This window comes from Roseateles sp. P1_C6, from assembly GCF_056406315.1.
In genome coordinates, this window is the sequence record NZ_JBFUAK010000003.1 from 421,757 (window position 1) to 439,268 (window position 17,512).

Sequence of the window (17,512 nt, forward strand, 5' to 3'; positions counted from 1 at the left end):
CTGGTCAATCTTCAGGCAACGTGGCGAAGGCACCTGAAGAAGGCGTTGATGGTCAGCCGGCCCGAGTCCTCGCGGTAGGCCGCCAGCGGCGCGCGGCCGACATCGCCAGAATGGAAGATGCCGCCGTCATAGAAGATGGCACGGTTCCACTTTGCCGGCACGCGGCCGATGACCTCGAAGAAGCGGTTGCTCTCGGTCATGTAGCCCTGCGGGATGTCGTATTTGTCACCGAAGACGGCGGGGTCCAGCGTGTTGGCGTCGCGCCAGAACTGAGCCGTGTCGGCAAGGGACATCGATGAGCGAAAGAACACCGTGCCGCCCAGCGCTGCGTCCCGGAACAGATAGTGAACGAATGCGGCAACCATCTCGCCGGCCGGCAGGCCCGCATCGTCCCGATGGCAGACACGCTGGCGGGCGTCCAGCGTCATCACATCCTGAATGACACGGCTGAAGCGGGCATACATGCCGAGAAAGGCCCTGGCGCCCAGGCGCGCGCGCATTTGCTGCTCGAAGAAGTTGCGCAGTTCGCCGGATACGCCATCGGGCACGCTCAGCTGGGGCCCGGGATAAGGATGGCCCGGGACAGCCTTGAACTGGCCCGCCATCGCGCGCGCCAGCGCCACGAGCGCCTCGGGGTCCCGTACGAAATCGTCGATGACGAAGACCCTGGCGCCGCCGTCCAGTGCCACCGTTTCAAGACGCGCTGCGCGGTTGATCTGCAAGGACGGTGCCGCGGCCGCGCGTCCCATATTGGACTGCGGTGCCATCCCCGGTGCGCCACGCTCGGCAACGATGCGCAGATCATCTTGCTGGAAAGCGTCGGGCGGTTGCAGCATGTTCAGGTCAAGGCCGGTGGTCGACGACGCCTAACGTCGCCGTTGCGGGAATCATGACCTGGAAATGTTTCTCAAATGCGTCCGCTTTCGCTGCCAATCAGACGTTGCGTCAGCCCTGCGGCATCTGCGACGTGTCCATGAACATGACTTCCCAGACGTGGCCGTCCACGTCCTCGAAGCTGCGGCCATACATGAAGCCGTGGTCTTGCACCGAGTTCACGTCCGGCTTGCCGCCATTCGTACCTGCGGCCTGGACCATGGTGTCGACAGCCTGGCGGTTGTCGGCACTCAGGCACAGCATGACTTCGCTCACCGCATGGGCGTCGGCGATGGGCTTCATCGTGAAGGTGGCCCACTTGGCATGCGTCAGCAGCATCACGTAGATGGTGTCGGAGACCACCATGCAGGCGGCGGTGTCGTCGGAGAACTGGGGGTTGTTGACGGCGCCGATGGCTTCGTAGAAGGACTTGGCCTTGCCGAGGTCGGCGACCGGCAGGTTGACGAAGATTTGCTTGGGCATTGGGGGCTTTCAGGGTGGGGTTGCCTGGGAATGGTCAGGCGTTGTCCAGGGAGGCCAGCAGCTCGTCCAGCCGCTCGACGGTGGACGCGAGGCCCTGCTGCAGGCCCATGTCGATGACCTTCTGCACGTCTTCGGGTGAGCGGTACAGGATGGCCGTCGTCACCAGGGTGCGCTTGGGTGCGGCTTCGGTGAAGGAGACGTCCCAGTGGGCGCGGGGCATGTCGGGGTTGACGGCGCCGGTCGCGTCGCTGAAGGCGTCCTGCGCTTCGTAGCCGTCGATGGGCGTGATGCGCACATAGTCCAGCCGGCTCCAGTAGGACTCGCCCTCGGGCGTGACCATCGCGTAGTGCCAGTGGCCGCCTTCACGGAAGTCCATGTGCTTCGTCTGCGTGGTGAGCGGCTTGGGCGCGAACCATTGGTCCAGCAGCTCGCGCTTGGTGTGGCAGTCCCACACGAGCTGGCGGCGGGCGGCGAACTCGCGCTTCACCGTGATGGTGCTTCGCTCGCGGTCCACGAGGAAGTCGAATTGAAGGTTAGGTTTCAAGGGTGTCATCTCCACTCAGTTTGGCCAGCAGGCCTTCAAGGTTGTCGAAGCGGCTTTCCCACATCGCGCGCTGCTCATCGAACCAGCGCTCCGCGGCCGCGAGCTTGCGGCGTTCGAGCGTGCAGGTACGGATGCGGCCGACCTTGCGGGAACGGATGAGCCCGCTGTCCTCCAGCACGCCCACGTGTTTCAGGAACGATGGCAGGGCCATGGGGAATGGCTCCGCCAGCTCGCTCACGGTGGCCGGCCCGCGGCCCAGCCGTTGCAGAACGGCCCGGCGCGTCGGGTCAGACAGGGCATGGAAAACAGCATCCAGCGCCAGATTATTGTTAGCCATAAAGCTAAGTTTAGCAAGCGTGAATGGGCGCCGCAACCGGGTGGCCATGCTGGCGTTCGGCTGCGCCTTGATCGCCGCGTGCAAGCATCGTCAGTCATCCAGCACCTGACACTGGCCGGTTAGGACGAGTCCGCCGTTTGCTGACCCCTGCTCTCGGGCGCTCGAGTTCACGCCCGACGACCGCGCTCGACTGGAAGCGCCGCGTGCATATGCTCGGCCCGCATCCTGTGGTCCGCGCAAGCATGGCCGTGGTGGCCGGTGCCTAGCGCGGCCGCACCGAATCGCTGAGGTTGGTGTCGGGGTGGTAATGCTGGAAGGCGCGCCAGGCGGCGCCGGACCGGCCGATGCGCTCCAGCATCTCCAGCGCCTGCTTGCGGTCGGCGTCGCTCAGCGACGAACTGCGGCTCACATAGGCGCCGCTCTCGCCCCAGGCCAGTTCATCCACGGGTTCGGCATGCAGCCGATCGATCCAGGCGCTCAGCTTCGGCGTGGCCCGCAATGCGCCCGTGACCGCCGTGGGCGTGATCACGGCCACATCGGCGATGCCGGCGTCCAGCGTGCGGGCCAATGACAGGGGATCGGCGGACTCCACCAACCGGCCCTCCGCCGCCAGCTGCTTGACCAGGGACTGGTAGCGCCCGTCATAGTCGTAGCCGCGCACCACCGCCACCCGCAGCTCGCGATGCTCCAGCAACTCAGCCACGCTACGCGCCGGCAGCTGGCGTGACCGCAGCGACAGCAGCACGGCACGGCTGCGGATCATGGGCACGAAGATGCCGTGCGCGTCGCGGCGCGCCGAGCGCCGGGCCGGCAGCAGCATGTCCGCCTGGCCGGTCTCGAACAGCATCTCCTGGCGTGAGCGTGGCACGACCTGGAATTCCATCGTGCAACCCGTCTTCGCGATCTCGGCGCGCAGCAGATCGGGATAGATGCCACCCACCTCGCCATCGTTGACCGTGACCGCAAGGCCGATGGGCGCCACCGGCACCCGCAACGCCCGCAAGCAGTCGGCCTGCGCCAGGAAGGGCATGCAACTCAGCAGCAGCGACGCGAGGGTATGAGCCGGGAGATTCACCATTCAAGTCAAGGCTTGCGCAAGCCAACTCGTCGTGATGGCCATGGTAGCGCTGCGCGACCAGGAGACACGAGCATGACCGTCAAACGCATGGACAACGTCGGCATCGTCGTCGCCGACCTTGACGGGGCCATCGCCTTCTTCGCCGAACTGGGCCTCACGCTCGAAGGCCGCGCGCCCATCGAGGGCACGTGGGCCGACGGCGTCACGGGTCTCACCGGCCAGCGCGTGGAGATCGCCATGCTGCGCACGCCCGACGGCCACAGCCGGCTGGAGCTGTCGCGCTTCGACTCGCCGCCCATCGCCGCCGACCACCGCACCGCCCCGGTCAACGCGCGGGGCTACGTGCGCGTCATGTTCGCGGTGGAGGACTTGAACCGACACGCTCGCCCGCATCTACAAGCTCGGCGCCACGCTGGTGGGCCAGGTGGTGGATTACGAAAGCATCTACCGCCTTTGCGACATCCGGGGGCCGGAGGGCATCCTGATCGGGCTGGTGGAGCAACTGGTTCAGCAGGTGGGGCGGGAGGATCCGATGAAGCAGGGGCGTTGAGGGCTCGTGACCCGCATCGCCCGCGCGCCAGGATTTCCCGCGTAGTTCCAGCCCTACAAGAAGTTGCCAGCCACCACGATTCCGAGACGACCCGCGGCTTCCTAGAGTCGCTCCCATCTTGAGGAGCACTCGATGAGCCACGATCCCTACGATGCCGGCCGGCCGCTGCTGATGCACTGCGCCTGCGGCCGCCACGCCAGCACCGCCGAGCATGCCGCAGCCGAGCTGAGGGCCCGCAGCGAAACGGCGGACTTCGAGGCCGAGTCGGCCAGCTTCGTCGAGGCCACGCTGGTGAAGGCGTTGTTTCCGCAGGACGCGCTGCGCCGCCGCTTCCTGAGGGCCGTTGGTCGCAACACGGCGATGGCCGCCATCGGCAGCGTGCTGCCCATCGCCAGCCTGCAGGCGATGGCCCAGGACACCAAGGGCGCGCCGGAGAAGAAGGACCTGAAGATCGGCTTCATCCCCATCACCTGCGCCACGCCGCTGATCATGGCCCACCCTCTCGGCTTCTATGCCAAGCAGGGGCTGAACGTGGAGGTCGTGAAGACGGCGGGCTGGGCGTTGATCCGCGACAAGATGATCAACAAGGAGTACGACGCCACGCACTTCCTGTCGCCGATGCCGCTGGCCATCAGCCTGGGCCTGGGCGCGCCGGCCACGGCCATGAATGTGGCCACCATCCAGAACACCAACGGCCAGGCCATCACGCTGAGCGTCAAGCACAAGGACAAGCGCGACCCGGCGAGCTGGAAGGGCTTCAAGTTCGCCGTGCCCTTCGAGTACTCGATGCACAACTTCCTGCTGCGCTACTACGTGGCGGAGGCGGGGCTGGACCCGGACCGTGACATCCAGATCCGCGTCGTGCCGCCGCCCGAGATGGTGGCCAACCTGCGTGCCGGCAACATCGACGGCTTCCTGGGCCCGGACCCGTTCAACCAGCGCGCCGTGTACGAGGAGGTGGGCTTCATCCACCTGCTGACCAAGGAGCTGTGGAACGGCCACCCCTGCTGCGCCTTCGGCACGAGCAGCGAGTTCATCCAGAAGAACCCCAACACCTTCATCGCGCTGTACCGCGCGGTGCTGACGGCCGCGGCCATGGCCCGCGAAGCGCGCAACCGCGAACTGATCGCCAAGGTCATCGCACCACAGGCCTACCTGAACCAGCCGGAGACCGTCATCGCCCAGGTGCTGACGGGCAAGTTCGCCGACGGCCTGGGCAACGTGAAGGTCGTGCCGGACCGTGCCGACTTCGACCCCATGCCCTGGCAGAGCATGGCCGTGTGGATGCTCACGCAGATGAAGCGCTGGGGCTACCTGAAGGGCGACGTGAACTACCAGCAGATCGCCGAGAAGGTGTTCCTGCTGACCGACGCGAGAAAGCAAATGAAGGCGCTGGACATGGTGGTGCCGGACGACAAGGCCGGCGGCTATCCGAAGTTCAAGGTCATGGGCAAGGAGTTCGACCCCGCCAAGCCGCAGGCCTACATCGACAGCTTCGCCATCAAGCGCGCCTGACATGCAGCGCTCGCTGAACTTCCGCGCCGGCCTGCTGTCGCTGCTGCTGCTGGCCTGCCTGCTGGGCCTTTGGCACCTGGCCACGCTGGGCGGCAGTGCCAGCGCCGCGCCCACGGCCGCGATGACGCCCGAGCAGATCGAGTACGCCAAGCTGATGGGCAAGCCGGTGGACGCGACGCCGGTGGCGGCCAAGAGCGGCTTCCCGACGCTGGCGCAGATGGGCCGCACGGTGGCCCATCACCTGGCCGAGCCTTTCTACGACCGCGGCCCCAACGACAAGGGGCTTGGCCTGCAGCTGGCCTACTCGCTGGGCCGGGTGGGCCTGGGCTATCTGCTGGCCGCGCTGGGCGCGATCCCGCTGGGCTTCGTCATCGGCATGAGCCCGCTCATCCACCGCGCGCTGGACCCGTTCATCCAGGTGCTCAAGCCCATCTCGCCGCTGGCCTGGATGCCGCTGGCGCTCTACACGATCAAGGACTCGGCCGCGAGCGGCATCTTCGTCATCTTCATCTGCAGCCTGTGGCCGATGCTGATCAACACCGCCTTCGGCGTGGCCGGCGTGCGGCGCGAGTGGCTGAACGTCGCGCGCACGTTGGAGGTGAGCCCGCTGCGCCGTGCCTTCGAGGTCATTCTGCCGGCGGCGGCGCCCACCATCCTGACCGGCATGCGCATCAGCATGGGCATCGCCTGGCTGGTCATCGTCGCGGCCGAGATGCTGGTGGGTGGCACGGGCATCGGCTACTTCGTCTGGAACGAGTGGAACAACCTCAGCCTGCCCAACGTCATCTTCGCCATCCTCGTCATCGGCCTGGTCGGCATGGCGCTGGACCTGCTGTTCGCCCGCGCCCAGAAGGCGGTGACCTATGTCGACTGAGCTCGTGCAAGTGCAAGGCCTGGCCAAGCGATATGGGGACGCGACCGTCTTCGACAACGTCAACTTCACGCTGACCGAGGGCGAGTTCGTCTGCATCATCGGCCACAGCGGCTGCGGCAAGACGACCATCCTCAACGTGCTGGCGGGGCTGGAGCAGGCGAGCGAAGGCCATGTCTTCATGGCCCGGCGCGAGGTGAATGCGCCGGGGCTGGAGCGCGGCGTCGTCTTCCAGGGCCATGCGCTGATGCCCTGGCTCACCGTGCGCCAGAACATCGCGTTTGCGGTGCGCAGCAAGTGGCCCGATTGGAAGCGCGCCGAGGTCGATGCGCAGGTCGAGAAGTACGTCGCTCTCGTCGGTCTGACGCCCGCACTGGACAAGAAGCCCAGCCAGCTGTCCGGCGGCATGAAGCAGCGCGTGGGCATCGCGCGCGCCTTCGCCATCGAGCCGCGCATGCTGCTGCTGGACGAGCCCTTCGGCGCGCTGGACGCGCTGACGCGCGGCACCATCCAGGATGAGCTGCTGAAGATCTGCGCCGCCACGCGCCAGACCGTCTTCATGATCACGCATGACGTCGACGAGGCCATCCTGCTCGCCGACCGCATCTTGCTGATGGCCAACGGCCCGCAGGCGCGCGTGGCGGAGATCGTCGTCAACACGATGCCGCGCGACCGGCAGCGCGCCACGCTGCACCACGACCCGCAGTTCTATCGCATCCGCAACCACCTCGTCGACTTCCTCGTCGAGCGCAGCGCCACGCTGTCCCACGGCCGCGCGCCGGAGCAGCCGCCGGAAGTGCGGCCCCGTCTCACGCAGACCGCGGAAGTCTTTGCCCTCGAACCTTCAACCCACACCACCCTCAGGAGCCAAGCATGAGCCGCCTCGAAGTCACCGAAAAGATCATTGCCACCAAGGTCGCCAAAGGCATCAAGTGGGCCGACGTCGCCACCGACATCGGCCTCAGCAAGGAGTGGGTCACCGCCGGCTGCCTGGGCCAGATGACCTTCAACGACGAGCAGGCCGCCAAGCTGGCCAAGCACTTCGATCTGACCGAGGCCGAGGCGCAGTGGCTCAAGGTCGTCCCCTACAAGGGCAGCCTGCCGACCTCCGTGCCGACCGACCCGCTGATCTACCGCTTCTACGAGCTGATCAGCGTCTACGGCACGACCTTCAAGGAGCTGATCCATGAAGAGTTCGGCGACGGCATCATGAGCGCCATCGACTTCAAGATGGACTTGCAGCGCGAGCCCCACGCGGCTGGCGACCGCGTCAGCATCGTCATGAGCGGCAAGTTCCTGCCCTACAAGACCTACTGAGCATGAAGCCGCCGCTGCCTCCGTTCACGGCCGAGTCGGCCACGCAGAAGGTGCGCCTGGCCGAAGATGCCTGGAACAGCCGCGACCCCGACCGCGTCGTGGGCGTCTACACGGACGACACGGTCTGGCGCAACCGCGCGGAGTTCCCGGTCGGGCGCGAGCAGGTGCATGGGTTTCTCGTGCGCAAGTGGGCGCGCGAGCTGGACTACCGGCTCATCAAGGAGTTGTGGGCCTTCAGCGATGACCGTATCGCCGTGCGCTTCGCCTACGAGTGGCACGACGACTCGGGCCACTGGTACAGAAGCTACGGCAACGAGAACTGGGCCTTCACCGCCGAGGGCTTGATGCGCCGCCGCCTTGCCAGCATCAACGACCTGCCCATCGCGGCGGCGGACCGGCTCTTCTTCTGGCCGCTGGGGCGGCGGCCCGACGATCACCCTGGCCTGAGCGAGCTGGGGCTCTGAGCGCCTACTTGCGCATCAGGGTTGATTTGCCGTCTGCCCCAGGCAGGGCAAGCTCACTTCCTCATCAATGTGCTCTTGCCAAACAGGGATTCGATGAGATCGACTGCGACCAGCGCCGTGCGGTTCTTCTCGTCCAGCGCCGGGTTCAGCTCCATCAGGTCCATGGACGCCAAGCGGCCCGTGTCGGCAATCATCTCCATGCACAGGTGGGCCTCGCGGTAGGTGGGGCCGCCGCCGACCGTGGTGCCCACGCCGGGCGCCATCACGGGGTCCAGGAAGTCGACGTCGAAGCTGACGTGCAGGTGGGTGTTGTCGTCCAGCGTGGCGAGGGCCAGCTCCATCGTGTGGCGCATGCCCATCTCATCGATGAAGCGCATGTCGAAGACTTCCAGGTCCTGTTCATGCACGAAGCGGCGCTCGCCCTCGTCGACGCTGCGGATGCCGATCTGGCGCATCCACTTGGGGCTGATGGCGGGCACGTGGCCGCCGATCTCGATGAGCTCCTGCGGGCCGAAGCCGCACAGCGCCGCCACCGGCATGCCGTGGATGTTGCCGCTGGGCGTCAGCTCGCTGGTGTTGAAGTCGGCGTGCGCGTCCAGCCAGAGGATGCGCAGCTTCTTGCCCGTGTCGCGGCAGTGTCGGGCCACGGCGCTGATGGAGCCCAGCCCCAGGCAGTGGTCGCCGCCCAGCAGGATGGGCATGCGGCCGGTCTTCAGCTCGGCATAGACCGCCTCGTGCACCGTGCGGTTCCAGGTGACGACCTCGTTCAGGTGGCGGTAGCCGTCGGTCGGCGGCAGCCAGGGGTTGGCGGGGCCGTTGAGGTTGCCGCGGTCGACGACATCCACGCCGCGGGCACGCAGCGCCTCGGCCAGCCCGGCCACGCGCATGGCTTCGGGGCCCATGCTGGCGCCGCGGGCGCCGGCGCCGATGTCGGTGGGCGCGCCGATGAGGGAGACGTTTCTGAGCTTGGTCATGGCGTGTGGATGCTTGAAAGTTCGGGTTCGGCCTCGAGCACGGCCCAGGCTTCCTCGGCGGTCTCGACGTAGTGGAAGAGCTTCTCGTCGCCGGGGCTGATCATCCCCGTCTCCAGCAGCAGCTCGATGTTCAGCAGCTTGGTCCAGAACTCGCGCCCGAACAGCAGGATGGGGCGGCGGCGGCTCTTGCGCGTCTGGATCAGCGTCAGGGTCTCGAAGAGTTCGTCCAGCGTGCCGAAGCCGCCGGGGAAACAGACCAGGGCCACGGCGCGCATCAGGAAGTGCATCTTGCGCAGGCCGAAGTAGTGGAAGCGGAAGCACAGCTCCGGCGTGATGTAGGGATTGGGGTACTGCTCGTGCGGCAGCACGATGTTCAGGCCCACGCTCTTGCCGCCCACTTCGTAGGCGCCGCGGTTGCCGGCTTCCATGATGCCGGGGCCGCCACCGGTGGCGATGACGACGGGCCGGCCGCGCTGGGTGCATTCCACGGTGGCGATCTGCGCGAAGCGGCGTGCCTCCTCGTAGTAGCGGCTCATGTCCAGCTTGTTGCGCGCGATGCGCAGCGCCGTCTCGTCGCCGCCGGCCTCGGCCGCGCTCATCAGCGCCTGGGCCGCGTCGGCCGACAGGATGCGCGCGCTGCCGAAGATGACGATGGTGGACTTCACGCCCTGCTCGTTCTGCACCAGCTCGGGCTTCATCAGCTCCAGCTGCATGCGCACCGGCCGCATGTCCTGGCGCAGCAGGAAGCTCTCGTCCTTGAAGGCCAGCTCATAGGCGCTGCCCGGGCCGTCGTAGTCGGGATGGGGCTGCAGCGTGCGGCACTCTTCCTTGGCGGTCGGGAAGTTGCGCGTCGGGACGTCGGTAGGCTTCATGGGCGAGAGGATTGTGGGCAGGTCAGGGCCGAATTTTCCGCCCCATTCGAGAGCATTCGCGGGATTTCATGCGCCTAGCGGGCGGCTGCAGACCGAGCAATCGGGGTCGCGCTGCATGGCGATCTCGCTCCACTGCATGCGCCGGCCATCCAGCATCAGCAGCCGCCCGGTCAAGGGCTCGCCGATGCCGGCCAGCAGCTTGAGCGCCTCGGCCGCCTGCATGCTGCCGACGATGCCCACCAGCGGCGCGAACACGCCCATGGTCGCGCAGGCCACGTCCTCGAAGCCGGATTCGGGCGGGAACAGGCAGGCGTAGCACGGCTGCTGGCCCGAGCGGCTGTCGTAGACGCTGATCTGGCCGTCAAAGCCGATGGCCGCACCCGACACCAGGGGCCTGGCATGGCGCACGCAGGCGGCATTGACGAGGTGGCGGGTCGCGAAGTTGTCCGTGCAGTCGATGACGACGTCGACGCGCGGCACTTCGGCGTCGAGCAGCGCGGCGTCGGCCTTCTGCGCCAGGGTCCGCACCTGCACGCCGGGGTTCAGCGCGGCCATGCGCGCAGCCGCGGACTCGACCTTGGGCCGGTCCAGGCTGCTCATGTCGTGCGCGATCTGGCGCTGCAAGTTGGTCAGCGACACGGCATCGTGGTCCACCAGCGTGATGCGGCCCATGCCGGCGGAGGCCAGGTACAGCGCCACCGGCGAGCCCAGGCCGCCGGCACCGATGACCAGGGCCTTGGCGTCGAGCAGGCGCTGCTGGCCCTCGATGCCGATCTCGTCGAGCAGCAGATGGCGGGAATAGCGCAGCAGATCGTCGTCGGTCATGTGGGAGAGGATAAATCTGGCCACAAGGGCTCGGCCATGCTGCGCCGCATCGCCTCGATGAAATAGCGCAGCCGGGCGCTCGGCGCCGGCGGGTTCGGGTAGAGCAGCTGCACCGGCAGCGACTCGCCGCGCCAGCGCGGCAGCAACTGCACAAGGCGGCCGTCGGCGATGTCCTGGCGCACCGACCAGCCCGACAGCAGTGCCGCGCCCAGACCCAGGCGCGCGGCCTCGCGCGTCGCGTAGAGGCTGTCGGTCGCGAACACGGGCACGATGGCCAGGCGGTGGCGTGCACCGTCGTCACGCCTGAGACGCAGTTCCTGGCGGTAGAAGGTGGACAGCGCCAGCCACGGCAGCTCGGCCAGCGCCTCGGGCTCGCGCAGCGTGCGGCCCTTCAGCAGCGAGGGTGCGGCCACCAGCACGCGCGACACCTTGGCCAGCGGGATGGCGACGACGGCGCCCTCGGCCTTGCCGCCGACGCGGATGGCGCAGTCCAGCCCTTGCTCGACGAAGTTGGGCGGTGCGTCGTTCAGCAGCCAGTCCACGCGCAGCCGCGGCGCGGCCCGCAGCGCCCGCACCAGCGGCTCGACCAGATGCTCCTGGCCGAAGGCATGTGGCACCTGCACGCGCAGCAGGCCCTCGGGCAGGGCGGGCGTCGCGCGCAGCGAGTGCTCGAAGCTCTCCCATTCAATGGCCAGCGCCTTCGCGCGCTCGAAGGCGCACTGGCCCGTCGCGGTCAGGCGCAGCGCGTGCGTGGAGCGCTGCACCAGCGGCTGGCCCAGCTGGCGCTCCAGCGCCTGCAGCCGTCGGCTGACGGTGGGCTGCGTCGTGCCCAGCTGGCGCGCGGCGGCCGACAGGCTGCCGGCCTCGACGATGCGGATGAAGGTCTGCATCAGCTGCAGGCGGTCGGACGTGGTGCTCATGCGCCAAGCGTATGGCAGTCAGTCGGGCTCTGCGTCTAGCGGGGTTTGTCGCGCATGGCCACACTGCGGGCGCTATGAAGTCCATTCCCGCCATCACCCCGCTCAGCCCCGCGCTGACGCTGCTGCTCGCAACGGCCACCGGCCTGGCCGTCGCCTCCATCTACTACGTGCAACCGCTGCTGGGCCTGCTGTCCGATCAGTTCGGCGTGGGCAGCGCGGCCATCGGCCTGCTGCCCACGCTGACCCAGCTGGGCTATGGCGCGGCCATCCTGCTGCTGTCGCCGCTGGGTGACCGCTTCGACCGTCGACGCATCATCGTCGTCAAGGCCGCGGCGCTGGTGGCGGCGCTGGCCTTCGCCGCGCTGGCGCCCGGTTTTGCGGCGCTGTGCATGGCCAGTGTGGCCATCGGTCTGGCGGCCACGCTCGCGCAGGACCTGGTGCCGGCCGCCGCGACGCTGGCGCCTGAGGCCGAGCGCGGCAAACGGGTCGGCCAGGTCATGACGGGGCTGCTGCTGGGCATCCTGTTGTCGCGCGTGGCCAGCGGTGCGCTGGCGGCCGTGGCCGGTTGGCGGGCCGTCTATGCGGTGGCGGCCGTCGCCGTGGCAGCGCTGATCCCGCTGCTGTGGCGCAGCCTGCCGCGCTTCGTGCCGGCCACGTCGGCCGGCTATGGCTCGCTGCTGATGTCCATGGCCGGGCTCTGGGCCAGGCATGCGCCGCTGCGGCGCGCGGCGCTGACGCAGGGGCTGCTGAGCGTGGCCTTCAGCTCGTTCTGGTCCACGCTGGCCCTGGTGCTGGCCGGGCCGGACTTCGGCCAGGGCAGCGCGGTCGCGGGGGCCTTCGGCCTGGCCGGCGCGGCCGGCGCGCTGGCCGCGCCGCTGGCTGGCGGCATCGCCGACAAGCGCGGGCCGCAGGCGGTCATCCGCGTCGCGGCGCTGCTGGTGTTCCTTGCGTTCGCCGTGCAGGCCGTGGCGCCGGCATCGCTGTGGCTGCTGGTGGCGGTAGCTGTCGTCTTCGACCTCGGCGTGCAGGCCGCGCTGGTCTCGCACCAGAGCGTCATCTACAGCCTCGACCCGGCCTCGCGCAGCCGGCTCAATGCGGTACTGGTCAGCTCGATGTTCGTCGGCATGGCCAGCGGCGCGGCGCTGGGCTCGACCTTGCTGGCGTCCTTCGGCTGGCGGGCGGTGCCCACGCTGGGCGCGGTGGCGGCGCTGGGCGCCTTGGCCATTGCCCGGCGGGGCTGAGGGCGTCCCGGTCAGCGGGGCGATTCTTCTGCCATGCCAATGCCGTTGAACAGCGTGTCGACCAACTGCTCCGCCAATGGCAGCGACAGCGGCCGGTGGCCCACCAGCAGCCGGAAGAACAACGGCCCGTAGATCATGTCCAGCGCGACGTCGATGTCGATGCCGGAGCGGATCTCGCGCGCCGCCATGGCGCGCTCGATGAGCTGGCGGCCGGCCTCCCGGCTCTTCAGGATCACCTGGTTGCGAAAGGCCTTGGCCAGCTCGCTGTCGGGGTCGGCGGAGGCCATGGTCAACGTGATCTGGCGCCCGCGCGGCGTGGCGAAGGTGCCGATGACGCCTGCCAGGTGCGCCCGCAGGCCGGCCCGCACGGAGTTCGCCCGCGAGACCGGCTCGTCCGAGGCCGGATGCGCCATGAATGCGGCCATCGCCAGGTCTTGCGCATTGATCCAGGTCCGGTAGATCGTCGGCTTGCTCACACCCGATTCGGCCGCCACGCGCTCTATCGTCAGCCGGCTCAAACCCTCCTCGATCAGGATGCGGTAGGCGGTCGCCAGCGCCAGACGGCGCGCTTCCTCGCTGGGCGGGCGGCCGGGCTTGCGCGGGGGCTTCGGAGGGGATGCTTGACTCATTACGTGACGTATCGTAATCTAATTGCAAGTTGCCGGAGGATTCATCATGCCCGCAGTCGCAGCCTCACCGTCCAGCCTGTCGCCCTACCTCGTGGTCCGGGATGCGCAGGCCGCCATCGACTTCTACATCCAGGCCTTTGGCGCCACGCTGGATTTCAAGCTGCTGGACCCGGCCGACGGCCGCATCGGCCACGCCGAAATGCTGTTCGGCACCACGCGGGTCCTCATTGCCGATGAGTATCCCGACTTCGGTGCCGTCGGGCCCGAGGCGATAGGTGGCTCCCCCGTCAAGCTCCACCTGGACGTGGCCGACGCCGACCTGGCTGTCGCCAACGCCGTGCGGCATGGCGCCAGCGTGCTTCGCGCCGTCAAGCTCGAGTTCCACGGCCATCGCACCGGCCTCATCGCCGACCCGTTCGGCTACAGCTGGTTCATCGCGAGCAAGGCAGAGGACGTCAGCGCCGAGGAAATGCAGCGCCGCTGGGATGCGATGGCCGCCGGGAGCCCGTCATGACGGCCGTCGGCGAGGTCCTCAAGACCTTCCAGGCCATCGAGGACCGCTTCAACGACGCGATGGTCAGCAACGACGTGCAGCGCATCGCGCGATGCATCGCGGACGACTGGACGCTGGTCACGCCGGAGAAGGGCCCGATCACGCGCGAGGCCATCCTGCACGCCATCAGCAGCGGCATGCTGACGCACGACTCGATGACCAAGCAGGTGGTGCGCGCCAGCGTGTACGGCGACATGGCGGTCGTCACCGGGCGCGGCAGCAACACCGGCACCTTCCGGGGTGCGCCCATCAGCGCCGATGAATGGATCACCGACGTCTACCGTCTCGCGCAGGGCCAATGGCGTTGCGTGCTGACCCACCTGACGCCCGCCAGCTTAGCGGGCGGCGCGACGGCCGCGCTGCGCCGGACAAAAAAAGCGGGCCTCTTGCGAGGCCCGTGTGCTTGAAACGTGGAGCTACGGCTTATTCGGTCTTCGCTTCGGCCTTGCGTTCCAGCGCCGTCTTGGACGCAATGACGGGCTTGCCCTTGAGCTGGTTCAGGGCCTGGAGCAGCGGGAAGTCCTCGGCCGAGCCGAACTCGGGCAGCGGCTTGGGAGGTTCGGCGCGCTTGGCGTACTCGGCTTCCAGCTTGGCGCGGGCTTCCTCGCGGGCCTTCTGGCGGGCTTCGTTCTCTTCCGGGCCGTTGGCGAGGTGCTTCTCGAGGTCGGCTTCCCGGGTGCGCAGCGCAGCGAAGACATTGCCTTCGGCGGTCTCGTCCAGCATGACGTCGGGGACGATGCCCTTGGCCTGGATGGAGCGGCCGCTCGGCGTGTAGTAGCGCGCGGTGGTGATCTTCAGCGCCGTTTCCGGGCCCAGCTGGCGCACGGTCTGCACCGAGCCCTTGCCGAAGGTCTGCGCACCCATGACGGTGGCGCGGTGGTGGTCTTGCAGCGCGCCGGCGACGATCTCGCTGGCGCTGGCCGAGCCTTCGTTGACAAGCACCACCAGCGGCACGTTCTTCAGTGCGGCGGGCAGGCGCTTGATCGGGTCATCGCTGCTGCGACGGCGGTAGTCGTCGGGGTTGGCCTTGTAGCTGGCCTTGGACTCGGCGATCTGGCCGTTGGTCGACACGACCTCGACGTCCTTGGGCAGGAAGGCCGCCGAGATGGCCACGGCGCCGTCGAGCAGGCCGCCCGGGTCGTTGCGCAGGTCCAGCACCAGGCCCTTCAGCTGGGGTTCCTGCTTGTAGATCTCTTCGAGCTTCTTGGCGAAGTCGTCGACCGTGCGGTCCTGGAACTGGCTGACGCGCAGCCAGGCATAGCCGGGCTCCACGACCTTGGCGCGCACGCTCTGGACCTTGATCTCCTCGCGCACGATGGTCACGGGGAAGGTGCGGTTCTCGGTCTTGCGATAGATGCTCAGCGAGACCTTGGTGGCCGGGTCGCCGCGCATCTTCTTGACGGCCTGGTCGATGGTCATGCCGCGCACGGCCGTGTCATCGATGCGGCTGATCAGGTCGCCGCTCTTCAGGCCGGCGCGGAAGGCGGGCGAGCCTTCGATGGGGGAGACGATCTTGACCAGGCCGTCTTCCATGCCGATCTCGATGCCGACGCCGACGAATTTGCCGGACGTGCCTTCACGGAATTCCTTGAAGGTTTTCTTGTCGAAAAACTGGGAGTGCGGGTCCAGGCCGGAGACCATGCCGCCTATCGCGTCGTTGATCAGTTTCTTCTCGTCGACCGCTTCGACGTACTCGGCCTTGACGAGGCCGAAGACGGCAGCCAGCTGCTGCATTTCGTCCAGCGGCAGCGGGGAGAGGCTGCTGCGCGCATTGGCCTGCAGTTGCATCGTCGTGAGCGCACCTGCAACGGCCCCGAGGGCGACCCAACCGGCAACTTTCAGTTTGGAGCTCATGTAGGCGAGTCCTTTGATCAACATGATCCTGTCGAAACAGCTTGACAGGTGCCCCGAGTGTAGCCGGGGGGCCTGAAACGGGCCGTCGATTTACCCGACAGAAACCCTTCAAATCGGCGTCGGAGTGAAGGAATGCGCGAGCGTTACCTGTCTGAAGTCATGCGTAACCAAGTGCGCCCAGCGGCAACCCGGTCAGCAGCGCAGTTTCTGCCCCGCCAGCGAGCAGGTGGCCAGCGGCTGCCCCAGCGCGTTGAAGGCCTGCAGCTGCCAGCCCTCGGGCGTGGCCGTCAGCAGCGACAGGCCGAACTCGCTGTGGCTCTGGAAGGTCTCCAGGCGGGCACCGGGCAGCGGTTCAGCCTTCAGCGCCGCGGCCGCGTTGATGCGGCCCGACGCGGCCGAGCCGCCGTTGCCGATGACCAGGGTGGCGGGCTGGTTGCTGGCGAAGCCCAGCACCTGGTGGATGTGCAGGTGGCCGTGGATGGTGGCCTGCACGCCCGGTGGGAACAGGCGGCCCGGCGTGGCGTCCTGCAGCAGCGGCGTGAGCCCCGAGCGGGTCGTGCCGGGCGCGCCCGTGAGGCTGGGGCTGAAGGCGAGGCTGGGGTGGTGGCTCAGGAACAGGCTTTGCGCGCGGTGGCGCGACAGCTCGGCGACCCGGTCCAGCTGCTGGCGCCAGCGCGTCCAGGCCGGTGAGTTGACGGGCGGCGCGGCGCTGCCGACCTCGGCGGAGTCGAAGACGATGAGCTGGCTGCGCGGCGACAGCGGCACGGCGAACGGGGCCGTGAAATCGCCTTCATTCACGCCGGCCGCCTCGGGCGCGCAGGCGCGGGCGGCGCCGGTCTCGGCGTCCAGGTAGCGCAGCCAACCCTGGCCGGCGCGGGAGCAGGCCTCGTGGTTGCCGCGCACGAAGACCCAGGGCGCGGCGGCCAGCAGCGCCTTGGCCGGCTGGAAGAAGTCGGCCTGCCAGGTGTCGTCACCGTAGCCCCAGGGGCTGTTGGCGCAGGCCGCCATGCCGGCAGGGCAGGCGCTTTCGCGGTAGTGGTAGTCGCCGACGTGGATGACCAGGTCGGGCTTGAGCGCCAGCGCCTGGGCCAGCACGCGCGGGAACGGCCAGCCGAAGGCATCGTTGCAGGGCTGGAAGTCGCGGTCCGACGCCTTCAGCCGGCAGCCGGTGTCGCCGATGACGACGATGCGGCGCGCCTCGGCGGCCGGGGCCCGCAGCGTGACGGCGTCGACCTGCACGCTGGACGCGCCCGCCGGCCAGGCGGCCTCGCAGGCTCGCAGCGTGAAGCTCGTGGGCTTGTTCTCGGGCTGCTTGTTGCCGGGCGGCGGTGGTTCGTCGCCGGGGGCGCTGCGCTCCAGCATCGGCGAGCCGCCGCCGGCCCAGTGCAGCGTCGGGCAGGTCGCCTCGGCGGTGAGCGCGCGCACGGCCCAGGCCGGGCCGGCCACGGCCTGCACCCAGGCCTGTTGCAGCCCCGGCGTGGTGCGCGCCTGCGGCGGGAGTGGCGGGGCGGCGCAGCCGGCGAGCAGCGCGGCGAGCAACAGGGAAAGCGCACGAGCGGTCATGAAGCGATCAAGGTGGTGAGCGGCGGGAGATTAGCGTCGCCGCGGCCTT

At 68.3% G+C, this 17,512-nt stretch carries 20 protein-coding genes and 1 pseudogene; 9 read left to right on the forward strand and 12 right to left on the reverse strand.

The window, feature by feature from the left end; all coding sequences use genetic code 11:
• Positions 1-11 precede the first annotated feature (11 nt).
• The 5 genes from AC1D29_RS07875 to AC1D29_RS07895 all read right to left on the reverse strand — a co-directional run bounded on the left by AC1D29_RS07875 (position 12) and on the right by AC1D29_RS07895 (position 3,315).
• A complete protein-coding gene (locus tag AC1D29_RS07875) occupies positions 12-836 on the reverse strand; it encodes a DUF6445 family protein (RefSeq protein WP_477895880.1) in 825 nt (274 codons plus the stop codon).
• Positions 837-945: 109 nt separating this feature from the next.
• Positions 946-1,356, reverse strand: a complete 411-nt coding sequence (locus tag AC1D29_RS07880) for a VOC family protein (RefSeq protein WP_477895882.1) — start codon at positions 1,354-1,356, stop codon at positions 946-948.
• 34 nt (positions 1,357-1,390) lie between these two features.
• Positions 1,391-1,900, reverse strand: coding sequence for an SRPBCC domain-containing protein (locus AC1D29_RS07885; protein WP_477895884.1), 510 nt, complete (start codon positions 1,898-1,900; stop codon positions 1,391-1,393).
• On the reverse strand, positions 1,890-2,237 hold the full coding sequence (locus tag AC1D29_RS07890) for an ArsR/SmtB family transcription factor (protein WP_477896215.1): 348 nt from the start codon (positions 2,235-2,237) through the stop codon (positions 1,890-1,892). Before AC1D29_RS07890 ends, AC1D29_RS07885 begins: the two co-directional genes overlap by 11 nt.
• A gap of 262 nt (positions 2,238-2,499) precedes the next feature.
• On the reverse strand, positions 2,500-3,315 hold the full coding sequence (locus tag AC1D29_RS07895) for a substrate-binding periplasmic protein (protein WP_477895886.1): 816 nt from the start codon (positions 3,313-3,315) through the stop codon (positions 2,500-2,502).
• A gap of 72 nt (positions 3,316-3,387) precedes the next feature.
• Between AC1D29_RS07895 and AC1D29_RS07900 the strand changes: the two are divergent.
• The 6 genes and pseudogenes from AC1D29_RS07900 to AC1D29_RS07925 all read left to right on the forward strand — a co-directional run bounded on the left by AC1D29_RS07900 (position 3,388) and on the right by AC1D29_RS07925 (position 8,032).
• Positions 3,388-3,865 (forward strand): annotated as a pseudogene (locus AC1D29_RS07900) (VOC family protein).
• A gap of 132 nt (positions 3,866-3,997) precedes the next feature.
• Positions 3,998-5,380, forward strand: coding sequence for a CmpA/NrtA family ABC transporter substrate-binding protein (locus AC1D29_RS07905; protein ID WP_477895888.1), 1,383 nt, complete (start codon positions 3,998-4,000; stop codon positions 5,378-5,380).
• A gap of 1 nt (position 5,381) precedes the next feature.
• A complete protein-coding gene (gene ntrB, locus AC1D29_RS07910) occupies positions 5,382-6,254 on the forward strand; it encodes a nitrate ABC transporter permease (protein WP_477895890.1) in 873 nt (290 codons plus the stop codon).
• Entirely contained in the window at positions 6,244-7,128 is an 885-nt protein-coding gene (locus AC1D29_RS07915; protein ID WP_477895892.1) for an ABC transporter ATP-binding protein, read from the forward strand. The genes ntrB and AC1D29_RS07915 overlap by 11 nt, the downstream gene beginning before the upstream one ends.
• Positions 7,125-7,568 carry a cyanase gene (gene cynS / locus AC1D29_RS07920; protein ID WP_477895894.1) on the forward strand — a complete coding sequence of 148 codons (444 nt, stop codon included), beginning with the start codon at positions 7,125-7,127 and terminating at the stop codon, positions 7,566-7,568. The genes AC1D29_RS07915 and cynS overlap by 4 nt, the downstream gene beginning before the upstream one ends.
• 2 nt (positions 7,569-7,570) lie before the next feature.
• A complete protein-coding gene (locus AC1D29_RS07925; protein WP_477895896.1) occupies positions 7,571-8,032 on the forward strand; it encodes a nuclear transport factor 2 family protein in 462 nt (153 codons plus the stop codon).
• A 53-nt stretch (positions 8,033-8,085) separates the two neighbouring features.
• Here AC1D29_RS07925 and rocF read toward each other — a convergent pair whose 3' ends face one another.
• From rocF to AC1D29_RS07945, 4 genes are all read right to left on the reverse strand, one after another.
• A complete protein-coding gene (gene rocF, locus AC1D29_RS07930) occupies positions 8,086-9,006 on the reverse strand; it encodes an arginase (RefSeq protein ID WP_477895898.1) in 921 nt (306 codons plus the stop codon).
• Complete coding sequence (locus AC1D29_RS07935; protein WP_477895900.1) at positions 9,003-9,878, reverse strand: LOG family protein; 876 nt, start codon at positions 9,876-9,878, stop codon at positions 9,003-9,005. The genes rocF and AC1D29_RS07935 overlap by 4 nt, the downstream gene beginning before the upstream one ends.
• A gap of 66 nt (positions 9,879-9,944) precedes the next feature.
• Positions 9,945-10,703, reverse strand: coding sequence for a HesA/MoeB/ThiF family protein (locus tag AC1D29_RS07940; protein WP_477895903.1), 759 nt, complete (start codon positions 10,701-10,703; stop codon positions 9,945-9,947).
• Positions 10,700-11,623: a LysR family transcriptional regulator gene (locus tag AC1D29_RS07945; RefSeq protein WP_477895905.1), complete on the reverse strand. Its 924-nt coding sequence runs from the start codon at positions 11,621-11,623 to the stop codon at positions 10,700-10,702. The genes AC1D29_RS07940 and AC1D29_RS07945 overlap by 4 nt, the downstream gene beginning before the upstream one ends.
• A 74-nt stretch (positions 11,624-11,697) precedes the next feature.
• On the opposite strand from AC1D29_RS07945, the gene AC1D29_RS07950 reads away from it, so the two are divergent.
• A complete protein-coding gene (locus AC1D29_RS07950; RefSeq protein ID WP_477895907.1) occupies positions 11,698-12,864 on the forward strand; it encodes an MFS transporter in 1,167 nt (388 codons plus the stop codon).
• Positions 12,865-12,875: 11 nt separating this feature from the next.
• On the opposite strand, the gene AC1D29_RS07955 is transcribed toward AC1D29_RS07950, so the two are convergent.
• The gene (locus tag AC1D29_RS07955; protein WP_477895909.1) at positions 12,876-13,493 is read right to left on the reverse strand and encodes a TetR/AcrR family transcriptional regulator; all 618 of its coding nucleotides are present in this window, start codon (positions 13,491-13,493) and stop codon (positions 12,876-12,878) included.
• Between the two features lie 46 nt (positions 13,494-13,539).
• On the opposite strand from AC1D29_RS07955, the gene AC1D29_RS07960 reads away from it, so the two are divergent.
• Positions 13,540-14,007, forward strand: coding sequence for a VOC family protein (locus tag AC1D29_RS07960; protein ID WP_477895911.1), 468 nt, complete (start codon positions 13,540-13,542; stop codon positions 14,005-14,007).
• Positions 14,004-14,453 (forward strand): nuclear transport factor 2 family protein, encoded by a 450-nt coding sequence (locus AC1D29_RS07965; protein WP_477895913.1) that lies wholly within the window; start codon positions 14,004-14,006, stop codon positions 14,451-14,453. The genes AC1D29_RS07960 and AC1D29_RS07965 overlap by 4 nt, the downstream gene beginning before the upstream one ends.
• A gap of 16 nt (positions 14,454-14,469) precedes the next feature.
• On the opposite strand, the gene AC1D29_RS07970 is transcribed toward AC1D29_RS07965, so the two are convergent.
• Positions 14,470-15,900, reverse strand: a complete 1,431-nt coding sequence (locus AC1D29_RS07970; protein ID WP_477895915.1) for a S41 family peptidase — start codon at positions 15,898-15,900, stop codon at positions 14,470-14,472.
• Between the two features lie 192 nt (positions 15,901-16,092).
• Positions 16,093-17,463: a metallophosphoesterase family protein gene (locus AC1D29_RS07975; protein WP_477895917.1), complete on the reverse strand. Its 1,371-nt coding sequence runs from the start codon at positions 17,461-17,463 to the stop codon at positions 16,093-16,095.
• Between the last annotated feature and the right edge of the window lie 49 nt (positions 17,464-17,512).

Coding starts and splice junctions, on each gene's coding strand:
- AC1D29_RS07960 (WP_477895911.1), top strand. CDS start 13,540: ATGCCCGCAGTCGCAGCCTCACCGTCCAGCCTGTCGCCCTACCTCGTG.
- AC1D29_RS07895 (WP_477895886.1), bottom strand. CDS start 3,315: ATGGTGAATCTCCCGGCTCATACCCTCGCGTCGCTGCTGCTGAGTTGC.
- AC1D29_RS07955 (WP_477895909.1), bottom strand. CDS start 13,493: ATGAGTCAAGCATCCCCTCCGAAGCCCCCGCGCAAGCCCGGCCGCCCG.
- AC1D29_RS07880 (WP_477895882.1), bottom strand. CDS start 1,356: ATGCCCAAGCAAATCTTCGTCAACCTGCCGGTCGCCGACCTCGGCAAG.
- rocF (WP_477895898.1), bottom strand. CDS start 9,006: ATGACCAAGCTCAGAAACGTCTCCCTCATCGGCGCGCCCACCGACATC.
- cynS (WP_477895894.1), top strand. CDS start 7,125: ATGAGCCGCCTCGAAGTCACCGAAAAGATCATTGCCACCAAGGTCGCC.
- AC1D29_RS07875 (WP_477895880.1), bottom strand. CDS start 836: ATGCTGCAACCGCCCGACGCTTTCCAGCAAGATGATCTGCGCATCGTT.
- AC1D29_RS07905 (WP_477895888.1), top strand. CDS start 3,998: ATGAGCCACGATCCCTACGATGCCGGCCGGCCGCTGCTGATGCACTGC.
- AC1D29_RS07975 (WP_477895917.1), bottom strand. CDS start 17,463: ATGACCGCTCGTGCGCTTTCCCTGTTGCTCGCCGCGCTGCTCGCCGGC.
- AC1D29_RS07945 (WP_477895905.1), bottom strand. CDS start 11,623: ATGAGCACCACGTCCGACCGCCTGCAGCTGATGCAGACCTTCATCCGC.
- AC1D29_RS07915 (WP_477895892.1), top strand. CDS start 6,244: ATGTCGACTGAGCTCGTGCAAGTGCAAGGCCTGGCCAAGCGATATGGG.
- AC1D29_RS07940 (WP_477895903.1), bottom strand. CDS start 10,703: ATGACCGACGACGATCTGCTGCGCTATTCCCGCCATCTGCTGCTCGAC.
- AC1D29_RS07950 (WP_477895907.1), top strand. CDS start 11,698: ATGAAGTCCATTCCCGCCATCACCCCGCTCAGCCCCGCGCTGACGCTG.
- AC1D29_RS07935 (WP_477895900.1), bottom strand. CDS start 9,878: ATGAAGCCTACCGACGTCCCGACGCGCAACTTCCCGACCGCCAAGGAA.
- AC1D29_RS07925 (WP_477895896.1), top strand. CDS start 7,571: ATGAAGCCGCCGCTGCCTCCGTTCACGGCCGAGTCGGCCACGCAGAAG.
- AC1D29_RS07890 (WP_477896215.1), bottom strand. CDS start 2,237: ATGGCTAACAATAATCTGGCGCTGGATGCTGTTTTCCATGCCCTGTCT.
- AC1D29_RS07970 (WP_477895915.1), bottom strand. CDS start 15,900: ATGAGCTCCAAACTGAAAGTTGCCGGTTGGGTCGCCCTCGGGGCCGTT.
- AC1D29_RS07965 (WP_477895913.1), top strand. CDS start 14,004: ATGACGGCCGTCGGCGAGGTCCTCAAGACCTTCCAGGCCATCGAGGAC.
- ntrB (WP_477895890.1), top strand. CDS start 5,382: ATGCAGCGCTCGCTGAACTTCCGCGCCGGCCTGCTGTCGCTGCTGCTG.